The organism is Methanosarcina sp. KYL-1 (assembly GCF_024372725.1).
Lineage (GTDB): Archaea > Halobacteriota > Methanosarcinia > Methanosarcinales > Methanosarcinaceae > Methanosarcina.
On sequence record NZ_VOUA01000044.1, the window covers coordinates 1 to 18,183 of the forward strand.

Consider the following 18,183-nt stretch of genomic DNA (forward strand, 5'->3'; position numbering starts at 1 on the left):
TGATTAGAAAACTTAGTGATTAGAAAACTTAGTGATTAGAAAACTTAGTGATTAGAAAACTTAGTGATTAGAAAACTTAGTGATTAGAAAACTTAGTGATTAGAAAACTTAGTGATTAGAAAACTTAATGGTTAGAAAACTTAATGGTTAGAAAACTTAGTGGTTAGAAAAGGAAAGCATTGGACGGGTCCGTGTGGTCATCTGTTTCTTTCCGGGCTTATGTTTCCTTATCAATGGACCGTATCCCTGAAATGGATTATGAATTTTGTTCCTTTGTCTCTTTTCAGCTCGATTGTCCCGCCAATCTGCTCTACAAGGGTGTTAACGAGCTGCAGGCCGAGTGAGTTTGTTTTCTTGAAATCGACCTCTTCGGGGAATCCCGCTCCGTTATCCGAGACTACCAGGGAAAAGCTGGAGTTTTCCCCTCTTTTTCCTTCCCCTCTTTTTCCTTCCCCTCTTTTTCCTTCCCCTCTTTTTCCTTCCCCTCTTTTTCCTTCCCCTCTTTTTCCTTCCTCTCTGTCTCTTTTTCCTCTGTTCCCTTTTTCTCCTTTTAACGGGTTTTCATTTTCTAGCTCTCTTTCTGCCTGGTTTTCTGTGTTCCGGATCTTTATGATAATTTCTCCTTTCCTTCCTTTCTGAAAGGCATGCTTCAGGGAATTGGATACCAGTTCATTGATAATGATGCCGAGGGGGATTGCGGTGTCCATCCCCAGAAATATTTCATCTACGTCAAGCTCCAGCAGGACCTTTTCGTTTCCTATTGTGTAAGAGTGTAGGAGGTCCGCTGTCAACTTCTGGAGGTATGTGGAAAAATTAAGGTTCAGGGTGTCTTTGCTTTCGTAGAGTTCTTCGTGGATGATAGCCATGGATGTGACGCGGTTCTGGCTTTCCCTGAAGGCTTCCACCACCTCTTCATCTTTAAATTTGTCAGCCTGGAGTTCCAGAAGGCTGGAGACCACCTGCAGGTTGTTCTTTATCCGGTGGTGTATCTCTTTTTTACGGATTTCCCCGGCTTTTGCAAGGGCTTCTTCGGCAGCCTTGCGTTCGTTGATATTGTAAATTGTTCCCTGCAGGTAGCCCCTTTTCCCTTCGTTTCCGGGAATGTGCTGGACGATTTCGCGGACCCATCTTCTGCTCCCGTCCCTGTGCCTGATCCTGTATTCCTCTTCAACGAAAAAGTGGGGAGTGGAACTTAGTTTAGCTATTTTTGCCTGGAGGGGGGCAAGGTCTTCGGGATCTATTATCTGTTTCCATTTTACTTCTCCTGAAACGAATTCTTCTTCCCTGTACCCGGTGATCTCTTCCAGAGCCCCGTGCATGAAGATTGGCACGAAATCCAGGTCTGACTGGAAAGCGATTCCCTTAAAATTTTTAATGAATGTGCGGTAGCGCTCTTCACTTTGCTCCAGTTGTTCATGGGCAAGTTTCCTTTCCGTTATGTCCTTTATGACCCCGAGCATCCTGTAGATCCTGCCATCTCTGTCCCTCAGGAAGATTCCGCTGTCTTCCGCATAAAAATAGCTCCCGTCTTTTCTTTTAAAGCGGTATTCTTCGTGGTACATTTTATTTTCTTTGAAGGCTGCATGGTGGGACTCCAATGCCCTTTTCCGGTCTTTCGGGTGGATATTTTCAGCCCATCCGCGGATGTTGATATTCTGGAACTCTCCGGCTCCGTACCCTGTGAGCTTTTCTATGGCTCCTGCCCAGTCATTCCTGTTGGTTTTGATGTCGTAATCATAGACAAGCTGCCCTGTTTGTTCCGCAGCCAGCCTGTACCTTTCCTCGCTTTTTTGCAGGGCCTCTTCGCCTATTTTGCGTTCGGTTATATCCTGCATCACGACAACGAGCCCCCGTGGACTCCCGGCAGCATCCGTATACAGGGCTTTGGTGCAGAGAAAATCCCTGGTCCCCTTGCATTTTGCACATTTTACCTTCGCTTCATATTGCTGGGTTTTTCCTTCCCCGTACAGCTTGCGGTCATATTCTTCATAAACGCAAGCAAGTTCTGCCGGGATAATTTCCCCGAAGTCTTGCATGGTATGCCCGAGAATTTTTTCTTTCGGGAGCCCTATGACATCTCTTGCAAAAAGCTCATTGCAGCCCCTGTAGACCCCTTTTAAGTCTTTGTAAAAAACAGGAGTCGGGATGGCGTCAAGGAGGGTCTCGAGGAAACTGAGGTTATCGCGGAGGGCTTTTTCAACTCTTTTAAGTTTGCTGATATCAAGCAGAACCCCTGCGAGAATGGTGACTTCTCCGGTTTCATCCCGGAAGGTCGCCCTGTTTACCTGGAAATCCCTTGCCCGCCCGTCAGAGCAGAAAACTTCGGTTTCGTAGACATGCTTGCCCCCTTTCCTGAGGAGTTCCATGTCCAGCCCCTGGTACTCTGCTGCAGCCTCAGGGGGGATTTCTATCTTCAGTTCGGGCAGCTTCCTGCCTATTATCTCTTCTTCGGACAGCCCTATAATACGGCTTGCAAAGAGTTTGTTGCAGCCAAGGTACTCTCCTTTCTTATTTTTGTAATACACGGGGGCAGGAATCGTATCCACCATGGTCTCCATAAACTGAAGGTTGTTCCTGAGGGCTTTTTCAACCTTCTTCCTCTCTACGATTTCCTGCTTGAGCTCTTTGTTTTTTTCCGTAAGCTCAAAAGTCCTTTCTTCGAGCAGTTTTCCCAGCCTTGCCTGCTCCTGCTTCAGCTCTTTTTCCGCCTGCTTAAAGCCGGTGATGTCAGTGCCGCAGATATTTACGCCTTCTTCTTCATCCGTCAAAGGGTAAAAAGTCAGCAGATATACTTTTTCCCCTAATTCAACTTCAAGTTCAACTCTTCTTCCCCGGCCTGCCGCATTTTCCGCTGCACTGCCCGGGGCCGGAGGAAGTTTTCCCCCTACCTTCGTGTACCAGCTTTTCAGGAGTGTGTAAGCTGCTTCATTTGCATAGAGCACAGTCCCTTCCGATCCTACCCTGATCAACGGGTCAGGGCTTTTTGAAACAAACTGCTCTATCCACTTTTTTCCCTGATTGTTTTCTTCTGGATTTTCAGTGCCTGTGATGCCGGACACGCTCCATATTTTTATATGTTGCAGAATTTTATATGTTATATATTTTTATATGTTATGGGTTTTCATCTGATAGATATTTTCATATGTTATATATTTTTATATATTGTATATTTTTTATATGTCGCAAAGATCCCATATCCCTTTGCTACGCTCTCCTTTCTTATGGGTTTCAGTTTATATGCGTACTTCTTCAAAAAAAATCAGGGCAGGATTCTTCAGGTTCATAAAGCTGCAAGCCCATTCCCTTGCATTGCCTTATACTTCTCAGGGATTTGAAAAAAAGGATAGCTGTTTGTAAAACTGTTTGTAAAACTATTTGTAAAACTGTTTGTAAAGCTGTTTGTAAAATCTTTTCTACTTGAGGAGATTGATGTGGACTCGGCGGGATTTGAACCCGCGGCCTTTACGTTGCGAACGTAACGATCTTCCCCTGATCTACGAGCCCTTTTCCGGAGAATGGGATGAATTAGAAAAGATGGAAAATATGGGTTTTCCGGACAGTGTCCGGTTCCCTTTTTCCTTTTTAGAGGCGGCCGAGTTCCAGGATCTGGATGCTCTCGGCACCGGGGACTTTTGCGAAGGCTTCTTCTACGGCTTCTGTCCCGCCTTCCTCATCGTCGACAATAACTGTAACGATAAGGGCTTTTAAACCGAAAGCTACAGGCTGTTCGGCGATATCCCCGTAAAGCTCGGAGCCTGCAGGAATGGCTGCTTTAAGCTTTTCTTTGAGCTCTGCAAGGTCGGTTTCCACGGTTTCCGGCATGATCTTCATTTTTGCTGCGACGTTGCCCATTATGATTCCTCACATATCTTAATTTGATCCGGCTGGTCTATCTTTCACACGCACTTTATGCGCACGCTGCTTTCTTTACGTATTGCCCTTTCAGTATGCTTTCCTTTTCAGGATCTGGAATCAGGGTGCCTGGAATCCGCATTTGGGGCAGGTGTATACGTTGCCCTGCTGCCTGCAGCTTCCACATCTCCCTATTTCATGTCCGCATTCCGGGCAGGGGAACTTGACAGCACCCTCTTCGACAAGGCGGACCCCGCATGAGGTACAGAATTCAACATTTCTTGACGACATTTTTCTTCTCCTGATAAATTTTTTCCTTATAAGATTTGCAGTGAATTTCCAGTGAACAGGGTACCGGCCTTAAGCCTCTATGTCCTGCTTTTTCCGATACCTTCATTAATGCCAGTTTGGTGAGTTGAATCGAAACAATGCTTTTTGGATACGGCATGCTTCTGTTGCACTAGTCATATACGATATACGATTTAAATATTCCCCTTTACCGCCGTACCCGGTACAGGCTCCCCATATACCGCCCGGAGCACCCTTTCGGGGTATTTCCCGTTTACAATCATGCACTCCATCCTGTTTTCCAAAAGGAACCCTGGAAGGGCGGGATCAATGCAGCTTGAGCCGTTTCCTGTAAGTTCGGCTGCAGTAACTTCCTTGAGAAGTTTTCCCTCCCTGAAAATCCCGTCGACATCCGTGGCCTTCACAAGCCGTGCCTCTGTCTGCTTTGCAGCCCAGGCTGCGATTGTGTCCGATGTCACGTCCCAGGAATGGGGAAGAGGGTCTTCTGCTCTCAGAAGCCTGTAAGGAAGGAGGACAGTCACTCCCGGAGGCAGGCCTTTTATAGAGTCCGCACCCCTGGCTCCGCTCTTATCAAGGAGGTAACAGGCATACTGCTCCATCCCAAGCACCGCCATCCAGTGGGAGGCATCCGGGCCTAACCCGAAGGTTTCGTCAGCTTTTCGCACCGCATCCGCAAACATTCCTCCTCCCGGCACGATAAGGATGGAAAAAGGTGACCTTCCGGAAATGCCTCCTTTTTCAGCACTTTCCGGCTTTCCCGGCCCGAACTCTTTAACTAGCCTGCTCACAAGTCCGGGGGCTTCCATGATGAGGCTTCCCCCGAGTTTGACTACCACTTTCATGGTTTCTTCCTTTCACTAATTTTCCGGTCTTGAGTTTCTGTTTTTCAGAGTGCAGTTTTATTCTTAATGCTCTTCAATTCTTAATGCTCTGCATTTTCTGATTCAAGCAGGCGGGCGGCTGCATATGCCGGGAAGACCTTTGAGACCTCTTCGCCCCAGCGCCCGGCAACGGAAATGCATTCGAAGCCGAGGCTTTCTGCAGCTTCCCTTATCAGGAATTCCCCGAGCCCTGCAGCTGCAATCGTATCAAGCCCGTTCCTTTCCGCAACTTCAAAAATCGCTTCGGCCAGGACTGAGACCTGTTTTTCCTTTACCTGCTTTGCAATCTCGTAAATATCCGCTTCCGAAATCTCGGAAAGGTCAGCACAGACCAGCCGGGCAATCCTGCGCATTGCATCGGTTTTGTTCCTGCCTGCCCCGTCTGCGGTCTCGCAGGTAAACTTCGATTCATCGATTTTCCCGAGCAGCAGGTAGGCGTCTGCAGTAGTTGCAAAGAGCTCGGAAGAGGTCCGGCACCAGCCTTCTCCTAACTTCACTTTCCCGAGGAGGGCGGCCAGGTTTGTCCTGAGGGTTCCGGCGTACACGAGTTCACTCCGGAGCAACCTTTCAAAGTCCGTGTGCCCTGCCCTGTGCTCCCCGGAAATGATGGGGATGATGTCGCTTGTTGTGCTGCCCACGTCCACGAAGAGACAGTCCCCTATCTCCTTTCCTGCAAGCCTTGCCGAAGCTGCCCAGTTGGCAGCGGCAAGCTCCCGGATACTGTCTCTTCCTCCCTGAAACCTGCCCCTGCTGTTGACATATGCAGTTTTCCCGGGGCCGAAGGCTGCTTCCACAGCTTCCGTAATAAAACGGATACCCTGCTCCTTATCTTCAAAACAGTCGGCGAGTTCCCCTGTCATGGCCACGGCAACTTTTTCGGGCCGGAGCCGCTGTGCAATTTCCTTTAAGACTACGGGAAGCCGGGTATTTTTCCAGAGGGGCAGGTAGTGCAGTTCCACAACTTTCCCGTCCGAAGAGGCAAGCTTTGTGTTTGCCCCTCCTATGTCAAGCCCGATAACCTTTGACGACATTACAATCCCTTTATTCCATTTTATTCAGTTTTTCCTGTATTCTTTTTGTATTTGCCCGGAATTACGATTTTCAGTCCTGCCTGAAAAGTTCTCCCAGCATATCCTTTGAAAAGCGGTATTCTCCCTCGATATGCACCGATTCCGGGAGGTCCCCGAATTTGTTTCTCAGGAGGAGGTCTCCTATTTCCTCTTTCATCACACGGCTGATCCCAAAGAGGGAGGCCGTTGGCCTCGGGTTTACATCTACCACGTAAGGGAGGTCCGCGAGCACGATGTCCATGCCCACATACCCGGAACAATGCAGGCATTCTGCTGCAGAGGCAGCGGTCCTGTAGAGTTCGTCCTTCCGGGGGGTCAGGTAAGGGGTGAGGCTGCCGTTGTACTTTATTCCGGAAACTTCCTGTGCTTTTCCGCCTTTTTCTGTCCCGCCTTTCCCTGTCTTACCTTCTTCTGCCTCTCCTTCCTCAGAGCCGAACTCAATGAACTGGCGGTTCACAGTGAGGGGAAGCGGCTTCTTTCCTGCGATGAGGCTCACGCTCAGGTGCATGCCTTCTACGTATTCGCTTGCGATGAACTCAGGATTTTCTTCAAATTCCGTGACAAGGGACGTCTCTTCTGCCCCGCAGCCGAACCTCGGCTTTCTGACATACCTTTTTCCTTCCTCGGGTTTTGCTGCAATCTTCGGGGCTGCAATCCCGGCTTTTTGCAGGATTTCCGTACACCGGAGCTTATCCGCACAGCAGGCTGCAGATTCGGGGGAGCAGCCCAGGTTTACCGTATTTTCTTCAAGGAGCCGGTTCAGTTCGGGGAGCAGCTCGTCAGGGGCGATCAAAAGCCCTGCATCGCATTCTTTTGCTTTCTTTTCTATTACCTGCCGGAAGCTTTCTGCCGTGGATTCGAGGGCTGTGCCCGCACAAATTCTGGTGCTGGCAGAGGGATAGTATACTTCGTGCCCCAGGCGGACAAAGCTTTCTGCAAGGGTTTTAAGCATAGCTGCTCCTTCCGGGATCAGGGACTTTTCAACGTCCGTGCCGACAGCGAATTCTGCAATCAGGATTTTCATCGGAAGGGAAAAACCCGGTCATTTTATATTACTTTTTGTCCTGCCGAAAGTAAAACTTATATAATTTATATAGTTTATACTCTCAAACTATAATTTAATGGAGCTTACTACAATCAATGGAGCTTAAAGGTGCCTGGTAACATTAGCAGCAAAAATCCTGAATCTCAGTCGGTTTTCGAGAACCCTTTCGTAAAGACCCTTGCGGTTTCGGTTCTCATGGCCATATTTCTGGTTGATATGGGGCTCGGGCTCTTCGAGATCTTTTCCACGAAAGCAAGTCCTCTGCCTCCAGCGCTCGTACTCCTGATCTTTGCGGTGATGTTCATCGCAGGTATGGTCTTTTATGAGCGGAACGGGCTGGACCCGATAAGTTCCCTGGTCGGGGGGGCTCTTGCAGGTTTCGGGCTTTCCTTTGTGTTAATCTCCCTCGTAGGAGGCGTTCAGTTCGCACTCGGAGGGGGCATTTCCGTGCTCGGCTGGGAGCAGGTAACTTCCGCGGTTGCGGCTTCCATGGTCGCAAGTGTTGTAATGCTCAAAATACTCTCATATAAACTTCAGGACCATTTTTACTGATTTTTCTTTTTTCTTTTTTTCTTTGCAGAAACCTGCATCTTCTTATGCAAAAACTATTTATAGAATTACAAACAATCACAGTTCAAGACGAGCGTAACCGTTAAAATTTCTTAATGGGGATCGACAAATGAAAAGATTCGGTAAAAAGGAAAATAAAGACTCTAACGAGGACGAAAGCCGAATGGAGGCTGAAAGTTCCGGGGCTGAGAATTCTCCTTCTGCGGAAGGTGCCGGTGAGGCAAAAAGAAGACCCGAAACGGAGCCTGCAGATGTCGGGGCCGGAAAGAGCGCCGAAGCCGCCTGCCGGGAGGAAAATGAAATACTTAAGGACCAGCTTTTCCGCCTTGCAGCAGACTTTGACAATTACAGGAAACGGACCGCCCGTCAGATGGAGGAAAGCCGGAAGGTAGTGCTTGAGAATGTGCTTCTCGACTTTGTTGAAGTTACTGACAATTTCGAGCGTGCCCTTAAGTCCGCAAGGAGTGCAGAGGACATGAACTCGGTCATCAGCGGAATCGAACAGCTCTCAAGGCAGTTTTTCTCTATCCTGGAAAAGCACGGGCTTAAGAAGATCGAATGCGAGAAAGCCAGTGAGTTTGACCCTCACAGGCACGAGGCCGTGCAGCATGTGGAAACCTCTCAGCTTCCCGATAATACCGTGCTGGAGGTCTATAAGCCCGGGTATACCCTGAACTCAAAAGTTATCAGGCCCGCCATGGTTGCGGTGGCCAGAAATCCGGATGAGACAGGGACTAATCAGGAAGGCCCGGGAAATGAATAAATAAGCTTTCCCCCATTCCGGGAATACGGCTTATGAACTTCACTGAAATTGGACTTCACTGACATTTTTGCTGCAGGCAGAAATGTAATTCACACTTTAATTCCATTAATGAACATCAATTAAGAAGCATCAATTAAGAAGCATCAATTAAGAAGCATCAATTAAGAAGCATCAATTAAGAAGCATCAATTAAGAAGCGTCAATTAAGAAGCATCAATTAAGAAGCATCAATTAAGAAGCGTCAATTAAGAAGCATCAATTAAGAAGCATCAATTAAGAAGCGTCAATTAAGAAGCATCAATTAAGAAGCATCAATTAAGAAGCATCAATTAAGAAGCGTCAAAAAACCTTAATCTAACTAAATTACAGTGAGGATATTAATATGGCAAAGATACTGGGCATTGACCTTGGTACAACCAACTCATGCATGGCAGTTATGGAAGGTGGGGAAGCTGTCGTGATCCCTAATGCGGAAGGCGCTAGGACCACTCCGTCGGTTGTCGGATTCTCCAAGAAAGGGGAAAAACTTGTGGGGCAGGTCGCAAAAAGGCAGGCCGTTTCAAATCCCGAAAACACTGTCTATTCAATTAAGAGGCACATGGGAGACGCCAACTACAAGGTAACCCTTCACGGAAAAGATTATAAGCCGCAGGAAATTTCGGCTATGATCCTCCAGAAGCTCAAAACAGATGCCGAAGCTTACCTTGGAGAGGATATCAAGCAGGCTGTTATTACTGTCCCTGCTTACTTCAACGATTCCCAGCGGCAGGCCACAAAGGACGCAGGGTCAATTGCAGGCCTCGAAGTCCTGAGGATCATCAACGAGCCGACTGCCGCATCCCTGGCTTACGGGCTTGACAAGGGAGATGTGGACCAGAAGATCCTTGTCTACGACCTGGGCGGCGGGACCTTTGACGTATCCATCCTGGAACTCGGAGGCGGGGTCTTTGAAGTCAAGTCCACCAGCGGGGACACCCACCTCGGAGGGGACGACTTTGACCAGCGCATCGTAACCTACCTGCTTGCCGAATTCAGGAAAACCGAAGGAATTGACCTTTCAAAAGACAGGGCCGTACTACAGCGCTTAACGGATGCCGCCGAAAAAGCCAAGATCGAGCTTTCCGGGGTTGCCAGCACCAACATCAACCTCCCCTTCCTGACCGTAGGGCCTGATGGGGAGCCCAAGCACCTGGACGCTGACCTTACAAGGGCCCAGTTCCAGAAGATGACCGAAGACCTCCTGGAAAAAACCCTCGTGTCCATGCGCCAGGCCCTCAGTGATGCAAAGCTTACGCCCAATGACCTCGACAAAGTGATCCTTGTAGGAGGCGCAACAAGGATGCCCGCAGTCGTCGAGCTTGTTGAGAACTTCACCGGCAAAAAGCCTTACAAGAACATCAACCCTGACGAGGCCGTTGCCGTAGGTGCAGCCATCCAGGCCGGGGTGCTCGGAGGAGAGGTCAAAGACGTCCTCCTGCTTGATGTGAGCCCTCTTACCCTCGGGATCGAGACCCTGGGAGGCATTGCAACCCCGCTTATCCCCAGGAACACAACAATCCCGACCAAAAAGAGCCAGGTCTTCTCAACTGCCGCTGACAACCAGCCCTCGGTAGAGATCCACGTCCTCCAGGGAGAGCGCGGTATCGCTTCCGAAAACAAGACACTCGGCCGCTTTATCCTGGACGGGATTCCCCCTGCCCCAAGAGGCATCCCGCAGATCGAAGTCTCCTTTGACATCGACGCAAACGGGATCCTGCACGTAAACGCAAAGGACCTCGGGACCAAAAAGGAACAGTCCATTTCCATCAAGAAACCGGGCGGGCTTTCCGATGAGGAAATCGAGCGCATGGTCAAGGATGCGGAACTGCACGCCGAAGAGGACAGGAAGCGCAAGGAAGAAGTCGAGACCCGGAACAACGCCGAAGCCCTGATCAACGCTGCGGAAAAGACCCTGAAGGAAGCCGGGGATGTGGCTACGGAAGACCAGAAGTCAAATGTCAATGCCGCAATCGAGGACCTGAAAAAAGCCCTTGAAGGCCAGGACATTGAGGATGTCAAGGCAAAGACCGAGGCCCTCCAGGAAGCCGTGTACCCGATTTCAACAGCCATGTACCAGAAGGCCCAGGCTGCCCAGCAGGCCGCAGGCGAGGAAGGGCCGGTGGATGCCAGAGGTCCGGATGAGACCGTTGTTGACGCCGACTATGAAGTCGTTGACGACGAAAAGCGTAAGTAAATAAGGAAGAATTAACTTTAATGAAACAGGCCTGGACAGTCCCGGGCCTGGCCGGCAGCCTGGCTGCAGGTTCCGGCATCTCTTACCTTTTTTAAAATAACAGGGAATCCTGATGGCCACTAAAAGTGATTATTACGAAATCCTCGGAGTCGCTAAAGACGCCTCAGCTGACGAAATAAAGAAGATCTACCGCAAGCTTGCCCTGCAGTACCATCCTGACAGGAACAAGGAAGCCGGGGCTGAGGAAAAGTTCAAGGAGATCTCCGAGGCTTATGCCGTCCTTTCAGACCCTGAAAAACGGGCACAGTACGACCGTTTCGGGCATGCAGGGATCGACGGGCAGTATACGGCAGAGGACATCTTCCGGGGTGCGGACTTCGGCGGGTTCGGAGACATCTTCGAGATGTTTTTCGGTGGGGGCAGAAGAGGCCCCTCCGGGCCGATGAGGGGCTCGGACCTCCATTACGACCTCTATGTCACCTTTGAAGAAGCAGCTTTCGGGGTTCGAAAGGATATCGATATTCCACGGACTGAAAGGTGTTCTGCCTGTTCAGGAAGCGGGGCCAAGCAGGGCACAACCCCGAAACGCTGTCCTACCTGCGGAGGCACGGGTCAGGTCCGCACCACCCGCACGACATTCGGGATGCAGTTTGTGAGCACTACCCCCTGCAGCACCTGTCACGGCCGGGGCCAGATTATCGAGTTCCCCTGCCCTGTCTGCGGCGGTTCCGGTAGGGTAAGAAACCGGAAAAAGATCACCATCAACGTTCCTGCCGGGGCGGATTCCGGCCTGAGGCTGAGGTTATCCGGGGAAGGGGACGAAGGAGATCCGGGTGCTCCTGCCGGGGACCTCTATATTACCCTGCATGTGATGGAACACCGGTATTTCAAACGGGTCGATTATGATGTCATCTCCGAGCTTTCAATAAGCTTCCCCCAGGCTGCCCTTGGAGACGATGTGATGGTAGAGACCCTCTACGGCAACGTCAAGATGAACATTCCGCCGGGTACCCAGACCCATTCTGTCTTCCGGCTCAAGGACAAAGGAATCCAGCACCTGCACGGGCGCGGGAAAGGGGACCAGCTCGTAAGGGTCATCATCAAGACCCCCACAAAGCTTTCCCACGAACAAAAAGAGCTGCTTCAGCAGTTTGAAAGCCTGAGCGGGGGCAGGAAGCCCGGGGAAGGCGCAAAAGGCAAAGAGGAAAAAGGCGAAGCCGGCAAGTCCAAAAAGGGCAAAGGTTTCTTCGATAAAGTAAAGGACGCCTTTGAAGGCTGAACAGGGGTTAAAAGCCTTCATTTTTAATTTTTGGATTCTAAAATCCCTCACCTAAAACTCCCTTCTTTTCAATTCTTTTTTCAATTCTTTTTTCAATTCTTTTTTCAATTCTTTTTTCAATTCTTTTTTCAATCATTATTAATTATTTTCCAAATGTTTCCTCTCATTTTTTTATGATTTTTTAATTAATTCATATGTTTCTTGTTCTTTTCTTAGTATACTTTTCAATTTATTTTTATTGTTTTTTCCTTTTCTATTCTCAAATATTAAATATTTTTTTAGTAATCTATTTTTTTCTTTATGCAGATTTAAAAATATTTATATACATGGATTTTTTTAGAATTATGGCTTATGAAAATGCCAGTTTGGAAGTATATTTCGTGAAATTCTTGCTTATTTAGGGTTTAGTTTCCAAAGATTACTTAAATAAGCAGATTAATCTATCAGCAAATAGTCCTCTTTTCGAAGGAGTCTTATGAAAGCGGTAGTTATCGGCGCAGGTGAAGTTGGTTATCATATAGCAAAGGCCCTTTCCCTTACTAACGATGTGATCGTCATCGAGAAGGATGAAGATGCTCTGAAGCGTGCAGATGAACTGGACGTGCAGGTCGTTGAAGGAAACGGGGCAAACGCCGACATTCTTGCCAACGTGCTCCCTGACGCGGACATTCTGGTTGCTGTTACAGGGGTGGACGAGGTAAACATCGTGGCCTGCATGACAGCAAAGTTGATCATAAGGTCCCATCCTGGCTGGAAGGAAGCTAAAACCATTGCCAGGGTCAGTAACCCTGACTACATTGATATGCCGGTGACCTCAAGGGCCCAGGTGGGTGTCGACCTGATGATCTGTCCCGAACTTGCCCTAGCTTCCGAGGTTGCTGAGATACTTTCGAGCCCCTCGGCCATTGATGCGGAAATGTTTGCCGGCGGCAAGGTTCAGATGATGGAATTTGCCATAAGCCCCGACAACAGGCTCGTGGGAAAGCAGATGCAGGATCTCAAGCTTGCGGACTGCTGCATTGTGAGCGCAGTTTTCCGGGACAACGAAATCCTTATTCCCCACGGAAACGACGTCATCATGCCTAATGACCATATGGTGGTTATAGGCAAGCCCAAAGCTATGGAAAACATCGGCAGTGTTTTCGGGGGAGAAGTGCATCACCACAGGAACAGGATTCTTCTTATAGGCTGTGGAATTGTTGGCTTTTATCTTGCAAAAATTATCGACAAAGATGAAGACTCTGACCTGAAAATCGTCGAGTACAGGAAGAGCCGCTGCATAGAAGTTGCAGAGATGCTTGAAAACGCTCTGGTCCTCAATGGGGACGGCACGGATGTTAACCTGCTGCGGGAGGAAAATATCGAGGAAATGGACGTTGTAGTTGCGGTCACTGACAGCGACGAGAAAAACCTGCTCTGTTCCCTTCTTGCAAAGCAGATGGGGGCAAAAAAGGTTATTGCCAGGGCTGACCGTTCGGACTATGTGCCTCTCTTCGAGATGGTGGGGATCGACATTGCAGTGAGCCCGAGGGAAGCTACGGTAAATGAAGTCCTGAAGCTAACCCTGGGAAGGGGCATAGAAACCCTTGCCACCCTCGAGGGCGAAAAAGCGGAAATCATTGAATACACTGCATCTTCGAAGTCAAAGATCGTCGGCAAGGCCCTCAGCAAAGTAAAGTTCCCGAAAGGTGCGATTATCACCATGGTCGTGCATAAGGATGATATTATTGTCCCCAGAGGGGATTTTATAATCCAGGAAGGAGACAGGGTGATTATCTTTGCGTTATCCTCCACGGTCCCTCTTGTGGAGAAATTCTTTAAGTAATTCTGTAGGTAATTCTTTAAATAATTCTTTAAGTAATTCTGTAGGTAATTCTTTAAATAATTCTTTAAGTAATTCTTTATGTAATTCTTAAGTAAGTGATAATATGAACAGCCACAAAAACAGAGGGTCTAATATTTGTAAAAAAGAGGATCCGCATGAATTTTAAGATTGTTTTTTATGTCCTGGGCGGTTTGCTCCGGCTTCTTGGAATGCTCATGATCATCCCGCTGGCAGTGGCATATTATTACGGTGAAAGTTTAACTCCTTTCCTGGTTGCAATCTTAATAACCTCCGTTACCGGCCTCTTCCTGCTAACCTACAGGACCGAAGGGGAATGGATGCGCAAGGAAGGCTTTGCGATCGTTGCCCTGGGCTGGTTTGCAGCAGCCTTCTTTGGGGCAATCCCCTTTGTCATGGACGGGATCTCCCCGCTGAACTCTCTTTTTGAGTCAATGTCTGCCTTTACCACCACAGGGTCAACCATACTTGTGGACATAGAGAGCCATTCAAAAAGCATCCTTTTCTGGCGGTCCATGATGCAGTGGCTGGGCGGCATGGGTATAATCGTGCTTTTCATTGCCATCCTGCCCAAACTGGGAGTTGCCGGCAGGCAGCTTTTCCGGGCCGAGGCTCCAGGCCCCACCGAAGATAAGCTGAAGCCGAGAATCCGGGAAACCGCAAAAATCCTCTGGATGGTCTACCTTGTGATCTCTGTCCTGGAAGTCATCGCCCTCCTCCTTGCAGGGCTTTCGCTCTATGACTCCGTGACCCATACCTTTACCACCATGGCCTGCGGGGGCTTTTCCCCCTACGGGACAAGCATTGAGGCCTTCAGGAGTCCCCTGGTCGAGTTCATAATCACTTTTTTCATGTTTGTCTCGGGGGCCAACTTTGCCCTGCACTACCGGGCCATTTATGTCGACAAAAAACACCTGCTCAAGGACGATGAGTTCAGGTTCTATACTGCCCTTACCCTGGCTGCGACCGGGCTTTTGACCCTCCTGCTATGGCGGGACCTCGGGACAGGCCTCTTTGATTCATTCAGGTTTGCCATCTTCCAGGTAGTCTCCATCATGACTACCACAGGGTTTGCCACAACTGACTTCAACCTCTGGCCCGAGTCCGGGAAAATGATTCTCCTTATGGTCATGTTCGTAGGCGGCTGTGCAGGTTCAACAGGCGGAGGCATCAAGGTAGTGCGCATCCTCATGCTGCTCAGGCATGGCAGGGCCGAACTTTTCAAGACACTGCACCCGAGAGCCGTAAGGGGCATCAAATTCAATAACAAGACCGTTCCCGATGAGGTAGTCAACTCCATCGTTTCTTTCGTCGTGATCTATCTTTTCGTCTTTTTCTTAGGCGCCCTTATCCTCTCGGTGCTCGGCATGGATATCATAACCTCGATTACGGCTTCCATTGCGACTCTTGGCAACATTGGCCCCGGCCTGAACCTTGTAGGCCCCATGGGCACTTTTGACACCATCCCTCCCCTGGGAAAACTGGTCCTGATTGCAAACATGTGGATAGGACGGCTCGAAGTTTATACCGTAATCGTGCTCTTCACGCCTGAGTACTGGAACAAATAACATTTAGCAAAAGGAGAGAGATAATGGCCGAGAATGGAATTTAAAGGCAAAAGCCCTAAAATTTCCATTTTGAAAAATGCTCCCGGGATGGAATTCAAGAGCTGCACCCCTTCCCCAATGAGGCCCAGGATGCTAACCAGAACGCAATCCTGTGAAAGGATTTACCGACAAAAAGATTTTGGACCGCTGCCTCCGGGTAGAGCTAAGTGCTTATTAATACTGAAATCTCGAAGACGGCAGCGGTTTTTACAAAGCTCTTATTTTGTTTCTGTTTCGTGTTTTTTATGTAATACTTATCCCCAAACCGATTTTCAGTCCTCTTGAGGGAGCGCAGCGACCGAAAAGGACCGCGCACTGCAGAGCCGCAACTCTGCTGCTGCAACTCTGCTGCTGCAACTCTGCTGTTACATTTTGTTTCTTACCACTTCTCTGGCTGCGTCCTTAAAGAGCACGCGGAGGTCCCAGAGGAGCTTCCTGTTGGCTTTGAAAAGGGCCTGTAGCAGGTCCAGAAGGTTCATCCTTTCGAACTTTACGTGCTGCAGGGAATGGGCAAGGGAGTTCAGGTCCTCATCACTCAGGTCGACAAAGCAGTTCTTGACGACAAGGCTCATGTCTATTTCGTGCCCTATGGTTTCCCTCCACCGTTTTTCGTAGAGTTCTTCCAGTTTTTCAAGAGAGACGTCACCTGCGGAGATGGCTTCGTATGCAGCTTCTCCTGCAATCTTTCCGGCGTCCATGGCGTTTACGATTCCTCCCCCGGTGATCGGGTCGGACTGGCGGGCCGCATCCCCTACCAGCATGAGCCCGTTTGCGGCGGTTTTTTCAATGCTGCCGGAGACCGGGACTCCTCCGAAGACCATTTCCACAATTCTGGCTTCCGGGAAGCGTTCACGCATAAAGTTATCAAGGTACTCGACAGGCCTGGGCTTGAACCTTCCCATCTTACTTCCCAGGATGCCGATTCCTATGTTTGCTTTCCCTTCCCCTTTCGGGAAGATCCAGATGTAGCCGCCGGGGCAGATTTTGTTTCCGATGTAAAAATCACAGTACTCCTGGTTGATGTCCAGGCCTGCTACCAGGTACTGGGCACAGGTCTCGATGTCAACGGGTTTTAAGGAGGTATCAATTCCCGCCCACCTGCCTACCTTGGACTCGACTCCGTCGGCGCCTATGATAATGTTCGCCCGGACCTCGTACTCTTTCCCGAGGTGCATGAGCCTGGCGCCCTTCACGAAACCGTCTTCAATGATAAGGCCCGTGGCCCTTGTCTTGACCCTTACCTCCGCACCGGCTTTTGCAGCATGTTCCGCAAGAGCGCGGTCAAAGATTTTCCTTTCCAGGACATACCCGACTTCTCCGCCGGATATTTCTTCGGCCATTTCTATCTTTGTACCGTCCGGGGCGTAAATGCGGGACCCTTTGACATCGGCACAGATCCAGCGCTTGTCAATTTCCACGTGCTTCTTAAGATAGAATTTGCTCACGCCTTCGGCACAGCGCACGGGGTCCCCTATCTCCTGGCGCTTTTCGATCAGAAGTACGTCAAGCCCTTTTTCGGCAGCCGTTTTTGCAGCGATGGAACCTGCCGGTCCGGCTCCTATCACGATGACATCGTACCGGTTCTTCATTTCATTACCTCAATTGCTCCTACGGGGCAAATCCTGTCACATATCCCGCATGCCATACACGTAGTCTCATCTACTTCCACCCAGGTTTCAACAAGTTCGAGGGCTCCTTTGGGACAGACTCCCACACAGGCACCACAGTATCCGCATTTGTATCGATTGATTTTGATGCTCACCAGCTCACCTGTAAATTTTAAAGGCACATAAGGTAATTTACGGCCACATACTATGGCAGCTTTAAGGCAGCTTAAGGTAATTTTTCAGCCACATTCTAAGGAAAACTTAAGTCAATGTAAGGTAATTTTTCAGCCGCATACCCGGCAACTTTTATGTAACTTAGGGTAATTTTTCAGCCGTATGCCGGGCAGTTTTAAGGCAGCTTAAGGTAATTTTAAGGCAGATAATAATAATTCTCTAACATATAGTTTTTGTTGATCAGGCTCCGGTTGAAGGTGGGTTCAGTTTGTTTTCGATCCCAATTTCTCAGGCAACCCTCATTATTTTTTGACAAAATCCTTTATCCGGGAGCTAAAACGTATCTGTTTATTTCGTCGTAAATTACTAATTCTTTTCTGTCAAGGGCCCCGTGCTCCGGGATGGGCAATTTTTGCAGCCGTCCCAGCAACATTCTCAAGAACCGGGTGGCTATCGCTTAAAAATTAGTTGATTATCGTGATAATCCTTAACTCACTTCATTTACTGTTTAAGATTATTTGGCATTTTCGCTCTTCCGGAACTCATGTATCTTGCTGCAGGGCTTATTTAACCTTTTAACTCTAATGCGGGAAGTCCCCTTCCTCGGAGGGCGTAGCCCGACAGGTGGGGGATGAAAGCCGTCAACTTCCCGATACTACAATTGATTAACTTTCTATCAATTGTTCAAAGACGTTTATATATATGCAAAGTGACATATTATAAATAGTCCATGCAACTGACTGAAAAGATCAAAATCCATCCTGCAGAAGAACAGGTCGATGTTCTCTGGACTATATCTAACCTCTGCAGGTTGACCTATAATTTTGCTCTGACCGAAAGACAGGAAGCATGGAAAAAAGAGAACAGGCGTGTCAGGTACGTAGAACAGCAGAACAAACTCCCTGAAATAAAGGAAAAGTTTCCTCAGTACAATATGGTCTATTCCAAAG

The 18,183-nt window shown here is 48.8% G+C and carries 15 protein-coding genes and 1 tRNA gene; 7 read left to right on the plus strand and 9 right to left on the minus strand.

Annotation, left to right across the window (positions count from 1 at the left end; translation table 11 throughout):
* Positions 1 to 230: 230 nt before the first annotated feature.
* The 7 genes from FTO70_RS17235 to FTO70_RS17265 all read right to left on the minus strand — a co-directional run bounded on the left by FTO70_RS17235 (position 231) and on the right by FTO70_RS17265 (position 7,136).
* A complete protein-coding gene (locus FTO70_RS17235; protein ID WP_255337012.1) occupies positions 231 to 3,059 on the minus strand; it encodes a PAS domain S-box protein in 2,829 nt (942 codons plus the stop codon).
* Positions 3,060 to 3,432: 373 nt separating this feature from the next.
* A tRNA-Ala gene (locus tag FTO70_RS17240) sits at positions 3,433 to 3,504 on the minus strand.
* A gap of 78 nt (positions 3,505 to 3,582) precedes the next feature.
* Complete coding sequence (locus tag FTO70_RS17245; protein ID WP_255337013.1) at positions 3,583 to 3,852, minus strand: elongation factor 1-beta; 270 nt, start codon at positions 3,850 to 3,852, stop codon at positions 3,583 to 3,585.
* Positions 3,853 to 3,972: 120 nt separating this feature from the next.
* A complete protein-coding gene (locus FTO70_RS17250) occupies positions 3,973 to 4,143 on the minus strand; it encodes an HVO_2753 family zinc finger protein (RefSeq protein ID WP_255337014.1) in 171 nt (56 codons plus the stop codon).
* A gap of 191 nt (positions 4,144 to 4,334) precedes the next feature.
* Positions 4,335 to 5,003: an amino acid kinase gene (locus tag FTO70_RS17255; RefSeq protein ID WP_255337015.1), complete on the minus strand. Its 669-nt coding sequence runs from the start codon at positions 5,001 to 5,003 to the stop codon at positions 4,335 to 4,337.
* 80 nt (positions 5,004 to 5,083) lie between these two features.
* Complete coding sequence (locus FTO70_RS17260) at positions 5,084 to 6,073, minus strand: hydantoinase/oxoprolinase family protein (protein WP_255337016.1); 990 nt, start codon at positions 6,071 to 6,073, stop codon at positions 5,084 to 5,086.
* Between the two features lie 70 nt (positions 6,074 to 6,143).
* Positions 6,144 to 7,136: an ATP-grasp domain-containing protein gene (locus FTO70_RS17265; protein ID WP_255337017.1), complete on the minus strand. Its 993-nt coding sequence runs from the start codon at positions 7,134 to 7,136 to the stop codon at positions 6,144 to 6,146.
* 129 nt (positions 7,137 to 7,265) lie between these two features.
* Between FTO70_RS17265 and FTO70_RS17270 the strand changes: the two genes are divergently transcribed.
* From FTO70_RS17270 to FTO70_RS17295, 6 genes are all read left to right on the plus strand, one after another.
* Positions 7,266 to 7,709, plus strand: a complete 444-nt coding sequence (locus tag FTO70_RS17270) for a heat-shock protein (protein WP_255337018.1) — start codon at positions 7,266 to 7,268, stop codon at positions 7,707 to 7,709.
* A 127-nt stretch (positions 7,710 to 7,836) separates the two neighbouring features.
* The gene (gene grpE, locus FTO70_RS17275) at positions 7,837 to 8,490 is read left to right on the plus strand and encodes a nucleotide exchange factor GrpE (protein ID WP_255337019.1); all 654 of its coding nucleotides are present in this window, start codon (positions 7,837 to 7,839) and stop codon (positions 8,488 to 8,490) included.
* Positions 8,491 to 8,872: 382 nt separating this feature from the next.
* On the plus strand, positions 8,873 to 10,723 hold the full coding sequence (gene dnaK, locus FTO70_RS17280) for a molecular chaperone DnaK (protein ID WP_255337020.1): 1,851 nt from the start codon (positions 8,873 to 8,875) through the stop codon (positions 10,721 to 10,723).
* 112 nt (positions 10,724 to 10,835) lie between these two features.
* Positions 10,836 to 12,002: a molecular chaperone DnaJ gene (gene dnaJ / locus FTO70_RS17285; RefSeq protein WP_255337021.1), complete on the plus strand. Its 1,167-nt coding sequence runs from the start codon at positions 10,836 to 10,838 to the stop codon at positions 12,000 to 12,002.
* Positions 12,003 to 12,477: 475 nt separating this feature from the next.
* Positions 12,478 to 13,827, plus strand: coding sequence for a Trk system potassium transporter TrkA (gene trkA, locus FTO70_RS17290; protein WP_255337022.1), 1,350 nt, complete (start codon positions 12,478 to 12,480; stop codon positions 13,825 to 13,827).
* 155 nt (positions 13,828 to 13,982) lie between these two features.
* A complete protein-coding gene (locus tag FTO70_RS17295; RefSeq protein ID WP_255337023.1) occupies positions 13,983 to 15,413 on the plus strand; it encodes a TrkH family potassium uptake protein in 1,431 nt (476 codons plus the stop codon).
* Between the two features lie 404 nt (positions 15,414 to 15,817).
* On the opposite strand, the gene FTO70_RS17300 is transcribed toward FTO70_RS17295, so the two are convergent.
* Positions 15,818 to 17,041: a digeranylgeranylglycerophospholipid reductase gene (locus FTO70_RS17300; RefSeq protein ID WP_255337024.1), complete on the minus strand. Its 1,224-nt coding sequence runs from the start codon at positions 17,039 to 17,041 to the stop codon at positions 15,818 to 15,820.
* Positions 17,038 to 17,214 carry a 4Fe-4S binding protein gene (locus tag FTO70_RS17305; protein WP_255337025.1) on the minus strand — a complete coding sequence of 59 codons (177 nt, stop codon included), beginning with the start codon at positions 17,212 to 17,214 and terminating at the stop codon, positions 17,038 to 17,040. Before FTO70_RS17305 ends, FTO70_RS17300 begins: the two co-directional genes overlap by 4 nt.
* A gap of 749 nt (positions 17,215 to 17,963) precedes the next feature.
* Between FTO70_RS17305 and FTO70_RS17310 the strand changes: the two genes are divergently transcribed.
* On the plus strand, positions 17,964 to 18,183 hold a 220-nt coding region (locus FTO70_RS17310; RefSeq protein WP_255337026.1), incomplete at its 3' end, for a helix-turn-helix domain-containing protein.

What these genes read in the sequence shown, in the direction of transcription:
- grpE (WP_255337019.1), top strand. Translation starts at nt 7,837, where the DNA reads ATGAAAAGATTCGGTAAAAAGGAAAATAAAGACTCTAACGAGGACGAA.
- FTO70_RS17300 (WP_255337024.1), bottom strand. Translation starts at nt 17,041, where the DNA reads ATGAAGAACCGGTACGATGTCATCGTGATAGGAGCCGGACCGGCAGGT.
- FTO70_RS17255 (WP_255337015.1), bottom strand. Translation starts at nt 5,003, where the DNA reads ATGAAAGTGGTAGTCAAACTCGGGGGAAGCCTCATCATGGAAGCCCCC.
- dnaJ (WP_255337021.1), top strand. Translation starts at nt 10,836, where the DNA reads ATGGCCACTAAAAGTGATTATTACGAAATCCTCGGAGTCGCTAAAGAC.
- trkA (WP_255337022.1), top strand. Translation starts at nt 12,478, where the DNA reads ATGAAAGCGGTAGTTATCGGCGCAGGTGAAGTTGGTTATCATATAGCA.
- FTO70_RS17260 (WP_255337016.1), bottom strand. Translation starts at nt 6,073, where the DNA reads ATGTCGTCAAAGGTTATCGGGCTTGACATAGGAGGGGCAAACACAAAG.
- FTO70_RS17245 (WP_255337013.1), bottom strand. Translation starts at nt 3,852, where the DNA reads ATGGGCAACGTCGCAGCAAAAATGAAGATCATGCCGGAAACCGTGGAA.
- FTO70_RS17295 (WP_255337023.1), top strand. Translation starts at nt 13,983, where the DNA reads ATGAATTTTAAGATTGTTTTTTATGTCCTGGGCGGTTTGCTCCGGCTT.
- FTO70_RS17265 (WP_255337017.1), bottom strand. Translation starts at nt 7,136, where the DNA reads ATGAAAATCCTGATTGCAGAATTCGCTGTCGGCACGGACGTTGAAAAG.
- dnaK (WP_255337020.1), top strand. Translation starts at nt 8,873, where the DNA reads ATGGCAAAGATACTGGGCATTGACCTTGGTACAACCAACTCATGCATG.
- FTO70_RS17250 (WP_255337014.1), bottom strand. Translation starts at nt 4,143, where the DNA reads ATGTCGTCAAGAAATGTTGAATTCTGTACCTCATGCGGGGTCCGCCTT.